We start from the raw sequence: 10680 nt of genomic DNA on the forward strand, positions 1-10680 counted from the left end.
TGCGTACCGGTCGACCAGGCGACGGCGCCAGCACAGGCCACTGAGGTGCCGTGCGAACCCCATTCATGAACGATGCCACTCAAGACCAAGGACGATCACCCACAATGGACACCTTACACATCATCGGCAAGTTCAGAACGGCCCACGACGCTTACTTCAAACTGTTGCTGGACACCTACCCGACCAAGGCTCCGATCACCGACAGCTCCAAGCTCGGCGCCCCGCAATCCTGCACCTTGGCAACCGAGGTTCAGGCCTGCCTGGTCGCGCTGGGCCCAACGGCCCAGCAACGCATGCTGCGCCTGGGCTTCGACCTGCTGTATCCGTTCAACAACATTGTCGACCAGTACAACTGGCGCGCCAGCATCATCGCGCAGAACACCAACTTCACCACCTTCGCCTCCATCGCCATCCGCATCGATGCGGAACTTCAGCTCATCGAGAACGTCTTAGAATTCAGCCAGTTCAGTGACTACCAAGGCATACCAAGCGATCTTTTCGCCGAGTCCAAGGCGCGCTACACCTCGCCTGACGATGGCCTTGAAGCCACAGCCCCAACGGCGGATGGCGACCCCAAACGTATCCGCAACGATGCTGACAGCGAGGCAGTGAAGGGCCTGCAAAAGATCGAACGGCAGACCAACATCTTCTCCAACATCGCCAACGTAGCCACCACGGTCAAAACCCTGCTGGGCATCTGACGCCCGCCCTGGCAGGGCAAAGTGCCTTTAGGACACCCGTTCTATTTCGCCATCACTGCCCCCTTTCTAGAATCCCTCCATCGCTTCGGCACCGGGTCGGAGCCCAGTGATCGAGGGAACGTCACATGAACATCCAAGGACGCCTTGGGGCCCTGCTCGTTGCACCCATGCTGCTGGCACTCGCCGGCTGCGCGGCACCTGGGGGCTACAACCCGGGCACGCAGAACATGGCCAGCGGCAACTCACCGTGCACGCCCAGTGCAACCGACAACCTGATCTCCACTGGCCGCAGCCTGCTCAGCATCGCCAACTCCGTACTCGAGACCAAGCACAGCATGAACGGCACCTCCGCCACGTACGACCAGCGCATGCAACTGGCGGAGAACGCCCAGAAGGTCAACCAGGGCAACCAGATGCTCGACAACGTCGAGAGCATGACCGCCGGGCTGAAGTCGCCCTGCGCCACCGCGCAGACCAGCGCCGCGCGCTGACATCGCTGCAAACCCTCCTGATCGAACAGGCCGCGCTCATGCGCGGCCTTTTTCTTGGCGTTTTCCGCGAAAGCAGGCACATAGCCATATCCCTTGCTAGTGTGGTGTTTTGCAAATACGACCCAAATTGGCGCGTGATTTTTTGTGCTCAAGCAAGGCGTCGCGACGAGTCGTAGCCCAGCTACGGCGAGGAGCGACAACGCAGCATGAGCGCAAAAAGCACCGCGAATTAGGGTCGTTATTTGTGAAACACCACACTAGGATACCCCCGCAGCTCTGCCCCCTTTCTCCAGACGAAGGAAGCGTCATGCTCAACGCCGTATTGGCCGGCAAGAAAAAAGGCACCGGCCTGCACCATCAGATGCTCGACTTCGAGCGCAGCGAGGGTGCAGAGGACGTATTGACCGCTACCTTGTTCGAACGCCTGGCCTACTTGCCCGATGAACAGTTCTGCGCGGTATTCCAGGCGTTGCTGGGCGAGCCCTTTGGCCCGCTGCAAACCATCACGTTCTGGCCGTCCTGGCGCCTGCCCGAAGGCAGGCAGGTAGAACCCGACGTACTGCTCAGCGATGGCAATCGCACGCTGCTGGTCGAGGCCAAGCGCCATGACCATTTCGATCAACAGTCTCCCGCGCAGCTGGCTCGCGAGCTCAGGGCCGGCTGGCATGGCGGGGCACTGGAGGCCGACAGCATCCTGCTGACACTGGGAGGGCTCAAGGACAACTCGCAAGCTGGGCGCGCGCGGCTGCTCGAGCAGGTGCACGCCGAGCTGGCCGGCCAGCCACAGCAACCCTTCAGGCTGGTTTACCGTAGCTGGCAACAGATGTTCCAGGCACTCGAGCGCGCGCTCGACAGCTCGCTCAGCGGCAGCCAGCGCCTGTTGGAAGACCTTGCCAGGTGCTATGCCTGGCACAGCCTGAAAACCCACCCGGTGCAATGGCTCAATGCCCTGAAGCCGGTTCACATCGAAACGCCCACCGGCGCTTTCGCGGCATGGAGCCTGAAATGACCGAGTCCCTGGCAAACGCACTGGTCGATGTACGCCGTGCCTACCGCCTGCTGGCTGATTACCAGCAGCGCATGTTCGAGCTGCTCGCGTACCTGCGCGACAGCCTGGGTGCACAAGACTATTACCAGACCTACGTCCACTCGCTGCCACAGCGGGTCGCCGGGCTGGAAAACCTCAAGACCAGCGGCCTGCGCTACCTGCCTTTCCATGACATGTCGGTGCTCTGGCTACGCACCCCGCAGAACCAGCCTGAGCCATGGCACAACCACCGCAAGGGCGACCTGATGTTCGGTGTGTGGGTGCGCAGCGATACGGGGTATGACAAGCACACAGGCCAGTTCAGTGATCGTGCGGTCGAAGCGACCACGAGCGAATTGATGTTGTCGGTGGTGGTCTGCGATACACCTGCCGAAGGCAACTGGTACCGAGATGCCTGGCTGACCATCGACTACCCGGAGGATGGGCAAGTCAACGACCAGGGCAAACCCGGCTATCGCTGTTTCGCCCAGGCCATTGGCCTGGAGCGCTTGGCCGACAAGGCCGCGATCGATGCGGCGCTCCAGGCGTGGTGCCTGGCCGCCAGCCACAAGCTGGATGTGCAGATCACCACGTATCCGCAGCCAGCGGCCTGAAACCCTGCCATGAACGGCGCAGGCAGGCGACTGCGCCGCCACACCGCGTCTTGCCCTGGAGCGCAGGAGCTGGCTAGGCTAGCGACCCGACTGCCGAGACCCACCATGCCAGACTCCCGCGCCATCGCCCTCGACGAAATCGACCGCAAGCTGATCGCCCTGCTGCAGATCAACGCCCGCGAAAGCGTCGCCACCCTCGCCCGCCACCTGGGCATCGCCCGCACCACGGTCAACTCGCGCCTGGCGCGGCTGGAAAAGAGCAAGGTCATCACCGGCTACGGCGTTCGCCTGGGCCAGCGCCTGCTCGGCGGCGGCTTGCAGGCCTATGTGGGGATCAAGGCGCAACCGCGCTCGGGCAAGGACATCGTGCGCCGCCTGGGCGCGATGGGCCAGGTGCAGCAGTTGTGCGCGGTGAGCGGCGAATTCGACTACGTCGCCTGGCTGAGCAGCGACTCTCCGGAGCAACTGGACCAGTTGCTCGACCAGATCGGCAGCCTCGACGGCGTGGAGAAGACCACCACGTCGATCATCCTCAGCAGCAAGGTCGACCGCGGCCAGCCAGGCTGACCATCCCATGGCCCTGAACGACAGGGCCCGTAAGAAAAATCGCGATCAGCAGCGCCTACCGACGGCCATCACCCGGGTTCAGGGGCGCCAACCGGCGAACGCCCGGCAACTGCTGGTGATCCGCGACACATCCAGCAACCCTCCTCCCCGTCCCTGCCTTCCATCGACGTTTAGGCTCAGATCAGCCCGTGCACTTGACGCGCGAGCGACCTCATCACAAACTCTACGCAGATGACGTATAAAGCATGGATGCGCTATTCGTAGAACTACCGGCTTTCGAGCGCTATCGCAGCGATTACCTCGACGACGCCGACTTTCGCTTGTTGCAGCAGTTGCTGCTCCTGCAGCCCCATATCGGCGATGTCATCAAGGGCACAGGTGGCCTCAGGAAGATGCGTTTCGCCAATGCACTGCGCCAGAAGGGCAAGCGCGGCGGCATGCGCATCATCTACTACTGGTGGTCCGCCGGGCAGCAATTCTGGCTCTTCACGCTGTATGGCAAGGAGCTCCAGGACGACCTGACCACACAGCAGTGCCAAGCCCTGAAACAACTACTCGAGCGCGAATACCTGATGAGGACGACCCATGCCACGCAATATCTTCACTGAACTGACCGAAGGCTTCGAGGCGCTGTCCGAAGCGCGCGCCGGCAAACTGACCCTGCGTTCGCACAAGGTCGCTTTCCAGGCCTTGGCCCCCTTGGCACCCGACGAGCTCATCGGGTTGCGCCAGCGCCTCAACATGTCGCGTGCGGTGTTTGCCAGCTACCTGCGCACCAATGCCCGTACCCTGGAGAACTGGGAGCAAGGCCGCTCCAAACCCAACGCCCAGGCTGTCGCGCTGATTCGCCTGGTACAGAAATTCCCGGAAACCGTCGAGCACCTCGCCGCCCTGGGCTGATTCGTCACTTTTCCACCAATAGCAGTCATTACGACGAAACAACCTCCATAACGACGCCACTCTGCCTCTTAATTACGAACCCCGCGCTTCATAAAATGGCCACCAGGCATTTTCTATACTCAGGCTCCGCCCCTGCGCAGCCTCCCTGGCAAGGTCATTACATGAACAAGAACAACCGCCACCCCGCCGACGGCAAGAAACCCATCACCATCTTCGGCCCGGACTTCCCCTTCGCCTTCGACGACTGGCTGGAGCACCCAGCCGGCCTGGGCAGCATCCCCAAGGAGCGCCATGGCGAAGAGGTGGCGATCGTCGGTGGCGGCATCGCCGGGTTGGTGGCGGCCTACGAACTGATGAAGCTGGGCCTCAAGCCGGTGGTGTACGAAGCCTCCAAGCTCGGCGGCCGGCTGCGCTCGCAAGCCTTCAACGGCACCGACGGCATCGTCGCCGAACTGGGCGGCATGCGCTTTCCGGTGTCGTCCACGGCCTTCTACCATTACGTCGACAAACTGGGCCTGGAGACCAAACCCTTCCCCAACCCGCTGACCCCTGCCTCGGGCAGCACGGTGATCGACCTCGAAGGCCAGACCTACTACGCCGAAAAATCCGCCGACCTGCCGCCACTGTTCCACGAGGTGGCCGACGCCTGGGCCGACGCCCTGGAAAGCGGCGCGCAATTCGGCGATATCCAGCAGGCCATTCGCGACCGCGACGTGCCGCGCCTGAAAGACCTGTGGAACAAGCTGGTGCCGTTGTGGGACGACCGCACCTTCTACGATTTCGTCGCCACCTCGCGCTCGTTCGCCAAGCTCAGCTTCCAGCACCGCGAGGTGTTCGGCCAGGTGGGCTTCGGCACCGGTGGCTGGGACTCGGACTTCCCCAACTCGATGCTGGAAATCTTCCGTGTGGTGATGACCAACTGCGACGACCACCAGCACCTGGTGGTCGGCGGTGTCGAGCAGGTGCCCCAGGGCATCTGGCGCCATGTGCCGGAGCGATGCGCCCACTGGCCGGCCGGCACCAGCCTCAGCGGCCTGCATGGCGGCGCGCCACGCACCGGGGTCAAGCGCATCGCCCGCGCCACCGATGGTCGCCTGGCAGTCACCGACAACTACGGCGACGTGCGCCACTACGCAGCGGTGCTCACCACCTGCCAGAGCTGGCTGCTGACCACCCAGATCGACTGCGAGGAGTCGCTGTTCTCGCAGAAGATGTGGATGGCCCTGGACCGTACCCGCTACATGCAGTCGTCGAAGACCTTCGTCATGGTCGACCGGCCGTTCTGGAAGGACAAGGACCCGCAGACCGGCCGCGACCTGATGAGCATGACCCTCACCGATCGCCTGACCCGCGGCACCTACCTGTTCGACAACGGCGACGACAAGCCGGGGGTGATCTGCCTGTCCTACGCCTGGATGAGCGATGCCCTGAAGATGCTGCCGCATCCGACCGAAAAGCGCGTGCAACTGGCCCTCGACGCGTTGAAGAAGATCTACCCCAAGACCGATATCGCCGGGCATATCATCGGCGACCCTATCACCATCTCGTGGGAGGCCGACCCGCACTTCCTCGGCGCCTTCAAAGGCGCGCTGCCTGGCCACTATCGCTACAACCAACGGATGTACGCGCACTTCATGCAGGCCGACATGCCAGCCGAGCAGCGCGGCATCTTCATCGCCGGTGACGACGTGTCGTGGACCCCGGCCTGGGTGGAAGGCGCGGTGCAGACGTCGCTGAACGCGGTGTGGGGTATCATGAACCACTTCGGTGGCCAGACCCACCCGGACAACCCCGGCCCGGGCGACGTGTTCGACGAGATCGGGCCGATTGCCCTGGCCGACTGAGCGAAGGAGTAGCGCCATGCGCATCGCCCTGTTCCAGGGCACGCCCCAGCCCCTGGACGTGCCCGGCAATCTCGAGCGCCTGCAACGCCAGGCCCAGCTGGCCGCCGGGCGCGGCGCCCAGTTGCTGGTGTGCCCGGAGATGTTCCTCAGCGGCTACAACATCGGCCTCGACCAGGTGGCCCGCCTGGCCGAGCCCGCCGACGGCCCGGCGGCGCTGCGGGTGGTGGAAATCGCCCAGGCGCAGCGCATCGCCATCGTCTACGGCTATCCGGAGCGCGGCGATGACGGCGCGATCTACAACAGCGTGCAGTTGATCGACGCCCATGGCCGCAGCCTGTGCAACTACCGCAAGACCCACCTGTTCGGCGAACTGGACCGCTCGATGTTCAGCCCCGGCGCCAACCACTTCCCGGTGGTCGAGCTGGACGGTTGGCAGGTCGGCCTGCTGATCTGCTACGACATCGAGTTCCCGGAGAACGCCCGGCGCCTGGCCCTGGCCGGCGCCGAGCTGATCCTGGTGCCGACGGCGAACATGACCCCCTACGACTTCGTTTGCCAGGTGACCGTGCGCTCGCGGGCACAGGAGAACCAGTGCTACCTGGTGTATGCCAACTACTGCGGCAGCGAAGGGCAGATCCAGTATTGCGGCCAGAGCAGCATCGTCGGCCCGGACGGCAGCCTGCTGGCGATGGCCGGGCGCGAAGAGTGCCAGTTGCTGGCGGATCTGGAGCACGAGCGGGTAGTCGAGGGGCGCCTGGCGTTCCCCTACCTGGCGGACCTGCGCCGGGATCTGCATTAACAGCCATCCCTTGCAAGGTGTTGATAATTGGCGCTGGGCTTGGCGTTGCCGCTGTTTCGCGACACAAGGCCGCGCCTACAGACGACCACGTATCCCTGTAGGAGCGGCCTTGTGTCGCGAATGGGTCGCAAAGCGACCCCGGCAATCTTGAATTCCCAAAAATCGCAAGACTGGGCCAGACCAGACAACCTCGGCATTGCGCGCTAGCATGGCGTCATGTCCGACGCCATCCGCCACCTCACCCTCGCCAACGGCCTGCACCTGACGCTGCGCCACGCGCCACGCCTCAAACGTGCGGCGGCGGCGCTGCGCGTGCATGCCGGCAGCCACGACGCACCGCCGCGCTGGCCGGGCCTGGCGCACTTTCTCGAACACCTGTTCTTCCTGGGTACCGAGCGTTTCCCGCTGGACGACGGCCTGATGCGCTACGTGCAGGGCCTGGGCGGCCAGGTCAATGCCAGTACCCGCGAACGCACCACCGATTTCTTCTTCGAAGTGCCCCCAGCAGCGCTGGCCGGTGGGCTGGAGCGCCTGTGCCAGATGCTCGTCGAGCCGGACTTCGCCATTGAGCGCCAGGGTCGCGAGCGCGAGGTGATCCACGCCGAGTTCATCGCCTGGTCGCGCAACCCCGAGGCCCAACAACAGTTCGCCTTGCTCCAGTCGGTTGCCGCCAATCATCCGCTCAGGGCCTTCCACGCCGGCAACCGCTACAGCCTGCCGCTAAGGGATGCGGCCTTCCAACGCGCGCTGCAAGCGTTTCACCGATGCTTCTACCAAGGCAGCCGGATAACCCTGAGCCTGGCCGGCCCTCAACCGCTGGAAGCACTGGAAGCATTGGCCAGGCGCCTGGGCGCGCAGTTCGCCGCGGGCACCTCGGCAGGTAGGCCCGCACCGCCGCGGTTGCTCGACGACCCACTACGCTCGCCCAGCACCCAAGACCTGCTGTTTGCCCACGAACACCTCCCGGCACAAGCCGAGCAGGCCCTTGAGCTGCTGCTGGACCTGCTCAGCGATAGCCGCCCGGGTGGCTGGCTGGCCGAACTGCGCCAGCGCGGCTGGCTGCAGGACTGCAAGGCGCAACGCCTGTACAGCCATGCCGGCCAGCTGCTGTGGCACGTGCGCCTACAACTGACGGCCCAGGCCGATGCCGCGCAAGCCCAACAGCTGTTGTACAGCTGGCTCGGTTTCATCCGCCAGCAGGCTGGGCCACAGCTGCACGTCACCTTCGCGCAGTTGCAGCAACGCCGTGAGCAAGCGGCCAGCGCGCTGGATCTGGCCCGCCGCGACAGTGCCGGCCAGCCCTACCAAGCACTCACCCGACAAGGCCTGGCCGCGCTGGATGCACTACTGGCCGATCTACCGCAGGGCCCCGCCGGCCCCTGGCACCTGCCACCGGCCGAACCGCTGCTGGCGACCACGCCAGCGACGCGGCACGCCCCCTTGCCGCAAGGCCTGACGCTCAGCGATGCCCTGCCCGCTTCGCGCCAGTTCGCCACGCTCTACCTGCGCTGGCAGCTGCCCTCGGCGGCGCGCGTGCTGCAGGTGCTCGAACGCGCCCTGCAAGCGCTGCGCGAGCGTGCCGAACGCGCCGCAGTGCAACTGGACCTGGAGGCCAGTGGTGGCTACCTGCAACTGCGTATCGGCGGCTATCCGTTGGCGGTGGTGAACGCGGCGGCAGAAGCGCTCGAGCAGATCGGCACGCCAGCCCGCGAGCACTGGCAGGCCCCGGCAGCCCGCGAACCGGCGCTGATCCCGATCCGTGCCCTGCTCAAGGCCCTGCCGGGCGCCCTTGACCCGGCAGCCGCCCAAGGGCAGCCCGCCGGCGAGCTCGCCTCGCCCTGGCAGCACGCACGCTGGCAAGGCCTGGCCATCGGCTTCGACCAAGCCAGCCGCGACGCCCTCGGCGCGGCCCTGCAGGCCATCCCTGGGCAGCCCGGCGAGCCGCCAGCCAGGCGCCACTTCGCAGGGCGCCACTGGCATCAGGTGCACGCCCCGGGCAGTGAGCCGGCCCTGCTGCTGTTCTGCCCGCTGCCAGCGCCCCTGCAAGCGTGCGGCCGTCTGCTCGCCCACCTGCTGCAAGGGCCGGTATACCAACGGTTGCGGGTTGAACTGCAACTGGGCTATGCCGTGTTCAGCACCTTTCGCCAAATTGCCGGGCACGGCGGGTTGCTGTTCGGCGTGCAATCGCCGCAGGCCGGCCAGCGCGAGGTGCTTGGCCACCTGACCACGCTGCTGCAGGAGGGCGTGCAACTGGCCGCCGACAGCCGCCAGCAACTGGCCGAGCAGTTCAGCGAAGCGGCCATGGCCAATGCCGAGGTCGCGCACTGGGCCTGGCAGGCACATATGGCGACACAAAATCCGCAGCTGGCTTGCATGAGCGAGGCTATTCTGACTGTCGAACAGCACGACTTGGACGCGCTACTGCAGCAATTACTGGCAGCCGAACACGGCTGGCTGTGCCTGGCCAACGCCCCCGCCCCAGATGCTCATTGGCACTGAACGCGGCGCGGATTGTTACCAAGCCTGCAAGGGCGCATTTCGAATAATTAACCTTTCGGTACAAATTTTTCTTGTAAGATAGCGCAATCTCAGCCAATGGAACCTCTGCCCCCAGACGGTACCCAATGATGAGCTGACCCCCAAACCCATCCGGAAGGAGCAAGCCCATGTGGACCAAACCTGCTTACACTGACCTGCGTATCGGCTTCGAAGTGACCATGTACTTCGCCAACCGCTAAGCGGCAGCGCGACCAGACGCCTCGGCCCGCCGGGGCGTCGTCGTTTTCGAATCACCGTTTCCTGCTTCAGAGGGCGCCCATGTACATCCAGATTCTCGGCTCGGCCGCCGGCGGCGGTTTCCCCCAGTGGAACTGCAACTGCGCCAACTGCAAGGGCTACCGCGACGGCACGCTGCGCGCCAAAGCGCGTACCCAGTCGTCCATCGCCCTGTCCGACGACGGCGAGCACTGGATCCTGTGCAACGCCTCGCCAGACATCCGTGCCCAGTTGCAGGCCTTCGCGCCGATGCAACCGGCCCGCGCCCTGCGCGACAGCGGCATCGATGCCATCGTGCTGCTCGACAGCCAGATCGACCACACCACCGGCCTGCTCAGCCTGCGCGAGGGCTGCCCGCACAAGGTGTGGTGCACCGACATGGTCCACCAGGACCTGACCACGGGTTTTCCGTTGTTCAACATGCTCAGCCACTGGAACGGCGGCCTGCAGTGGCAGCGCATCGAACTCGAAGGCAGCTTCGTCATCGACGCCTGCCCGCACCTGCGCTTCACCCCCTTCCCACTGCGCAGCGCCGCGCCGCCTTACTCGCCGCACCGTTTCGACCCGCACCCGGGCGACAACCTTGGCCTGCTGGTCGAGGACAGCCGTACCGGCGGCAAGCTGTTCTATGCCCCGGGCCTGGGGCAGGTCGACGCCCAGCTGCTGGACATGATGCACGGCGCCGACTGCCTGCTGGTCGACGGCACGCTGTGGGAGGATGATGAAATGCAGCGGCGCGGCGTCGGCACCCGTACCGGCCGCGAGATGGGCCACCTGGCGCAGAACGGCCCGGGCGGCATGCTCGAGGTGCTCGAGGCGTTCCCGCGCCAGCGCAAGGTGCTTATCCACATCAACAACACCAACCCGATCCTCGATGAAGACTCCCCAGAGCGCGCCGAAGTGCAGCGTCGCGGCGTGGAAGTCGCCTTCGACGGCATGAGCATCGAGCTGTAAGGAGGCCG

Annotated in this window: 12 protein-coding genes; all 12 read left to right on the forward strand. The window is 64.9% G+C overall.

The annotated features are described in order from the left end of the window. The first annotated feature begins 65 nt into the window (after nucleotides 1-65). Nucleotides 66-701 (forward strand): hypothetical protein, encoded by a 636-nt coding sequence (locus tag KSS95_RS01000; protein WP_217850799.1) that lies wholly within the window; start codon nucleotides 66-68, stop codon nucleotides 699-701. A gap of 125 nt (nucleotides 702-826) precedes the next feature. Beyond that, on the forward strand, nucleotides 827-1192 hold the full coding sequence (locus KSS95_RS01005) for a hypothetical protein (RefSeq protein ID WP_217850801.1): 366 nt from the start codon (nucleotides 827-829) through the stop codon (nucleotides 1190-1192). A 307-nt stretch (nucleotides 1193-1499) separates the two neighbouring features. Next, nucleotides 1500-2201: an F-box domain-containing protein gene (locus KSS95_RS01010; RefSeq protein ID WP_217850803.1), complete on the forward strand. Its 702-nt coding sequence runs from the start codon at nucleotides 1500-1502 to the stop codon at nucleotides 2199-2201. Then, nucleotides 2198-2833, forward strand: a complete 636-nt coding sequence (locus tag KSS95_RS01015) for a PM0109 family protein (RefSeq protein ID WP_225935549.1) — start codon at nucleotides 2198-2200, stop codon at nucleotides 2831-2833. The genes KSS95_RS01010 and KSS95_RS01015 overlap by 4 nt, the downstream gene beginning before the upstream one ends. A gap of 105 nt (nucleotides 2834-2938) precedes the next feature. Beyond that, on the forward strand, nucleotides 2939-3400 hold the full coding sequence (locus KSS95_RS01020; protein WP_217850805.1) for an Lrp/AsnC family transcriptional regulator: 462 nt from the start codon (nucleotides 2939-2941) through the stop codon (nucleotides 3398-3400). 245 nt (nucleotides 3401-3645) lie between these two features. Further along, a complete protein-coding gene (locus KSS95_RS01025) occupies nucleotides 3646-4008 on the forward strand; it encodes a toxin (RefSeq protein ID WP_217850807.1) in 363 nt (120 codons plus the stop codon). After that, complete coding sequence (locus KSS95_RS01030; RefSeq protein WP_217850809.1) at nucleotides 3986-4300, forward strand: helix-turn-helix domain-containing protein; 315 nt, start codon at nucleotides 3986-3988, stop codon at nucleotides 4298-4300. The genes KSS95_RS01025 and KSS95_RS01030 overlap by 23 nt, the downstream gene beginning before the upstream one ends. Before the next feature lie 161 nt (nucleotides 4301-4461). Continuing rightward, nucleotides 4462-6144 carry a flavin monoamine oxidase family protein gene (locus KSS95_RS01035; protein WP_217850811.1) on the forward strand — a complete coding sequence of 561 codons (1683 nt, stop codon included), beginning with the start codon at nucleotides 4462-4464 and terminating at the stop codon, nucleotides 6142-6144. 16 nt (nucleotides 6145-6160) lie between these two features. Next, complete coding sequence (locus KSS95_RS01040; RefSeq protein ID WP_217850812.1) at nucleotides 6161-6943, forward strand: carbon-nitrogen hydrolase family protein; 783 nt, start codon at nucleotides 6161-6163, stop codon at nucleotides 6941-6943. A gap of 216 nt (nucleotides 6944-7159) precedes the next feature. Then, the gene (pqqF, locus tag KSS95_RS01045) at nucleotides 7160-9442 is read left to right on the forward strand and encodes a pyrroloquinoline quinone biosynthesis protein PqqF (protein ID WP_217850814.1); all 2283 of its coding nucleotides are present in this window, start codon (nucleotides 7160-7162) and stop codon (nucleotides 9440-9442) included. A 167-nt stretch (nucleotides 9443-9609) separates the two neighbouring features. Beyond that, on the forward strand, nucleotides 9610-9681 hold the full coding sequence (gene pqqA / locus KSS95_RS01050; protein ID WP_003243383.1) for a pyrroloquinoline quinone precursor peptide PqqA: 72 nt from the start codon (nucleotides 9610-9612) through the stop codon (nucleotides 9679-9681). A 79-nt stretch (nucleotides 9682-9760) separates the two neighbouring features. Continuing rightward, a complete protein-coding gene (gene pqqB / locus KSS95_RS01055) occupies nucleotides 9761-10672 on the forward strand; it encodes a pyrroloquinoline quinone biosynthesis protein PqqB (RefSeq protein WP_217850816.1) in 912 nt (303 codons plus the stop codon). Nucleotides 10673-10680 lie beyond the last annotated feature (8 nt).

Source organism: Pseudomonas muyukensis (assembly GCF_019139535.1).
Lineage (GTDB): Bacteria > Pseudomonadota > Gammaproteobacteria > Pseudomonadales > Pseudomonadaceae > Aquipseudomonas > Aquipseudomonas muyukensis.

Excerpts from the sequence above, each read along its gene's own strand:
- KSS95_RS01005 (WP_217850801.1), top strand. The coding sequence starts at position 827 with ATGAACATCCAAGGACGCCTTGGGGCCCTGCTCGTTGCACCCATGCTG.
- KSS95_RS01040 (WP_217850812.1), top strand. The coding sequence starts at position 6,161 with ATGCGCATCGCCCTGTTCCAGGGCACGCCCCAGCCCCTGGACGTGCCC.
- pqqB (WP_217850816.1), top strand. The coding sequence starts at position 9,761 with ATGTACATCCAGATTCTCGGCTCGGCCGCCGGCGGCGGTTTCCCCCAG.
- KSS95_RS01025 (WP_217850807.1), top strand. The coding sequence starts at position 3,646 with ATGGATGCGCTATTCGTAGAACTACCGGCTTTCGAGCGCTATCGCAGC.
- KSS95_RS01035 (WP_217850811.1), top strand. The coding sequence starts at position 4,462 with ATGAACAAGAACAACCGCCACCCCGCCGACGGCAAGAAACCCATCACC.
- KSS95_RS01020 (WP_217850805.1), top strand. The coding sequence starts at position 2,939 with ATGCCAGACTCCCGCGCCATCGCCCTCGACGAAATCGACCGCAAGCTG.
- KSS95_RS01010 (WP_217850803.1), top strand. The coding sequence starts at position 1,500 with ATGCTCAACGCCGTATTGGCCGGCAAGAAAAAAGGCACCGGCCTGCAC.
- KSS95_RS01015 (WP_225935549.1), top strand. The coding sequence starts at position 2,198 with ATGACCGAGTCCCTGGCAAACGCACTGGTCGATGTACGCCGTGCCTAC.
- KSS95_RS01030 (WP_217850809.1), top strand. The coding sequence starts at position 3,986 with ATGCCACGCAATATCTTCACTGAACTGACCGAAGGCTTCGAGGCGCTG.
- KSS95_RS01000 (WP_217850799.1), top strand. The coding sequence starts at position 66 with ATGAACGATGCCACTCAAGACCAAGGACGATCACCCACAATGGACACC.
- pqqF (WP_217850814.1), top strand. The coding sequence starts at position 7,160 with ATGTCCGACGCCATCCGCCACCTCACCCTCGCCAACGGCCTGCACCTG.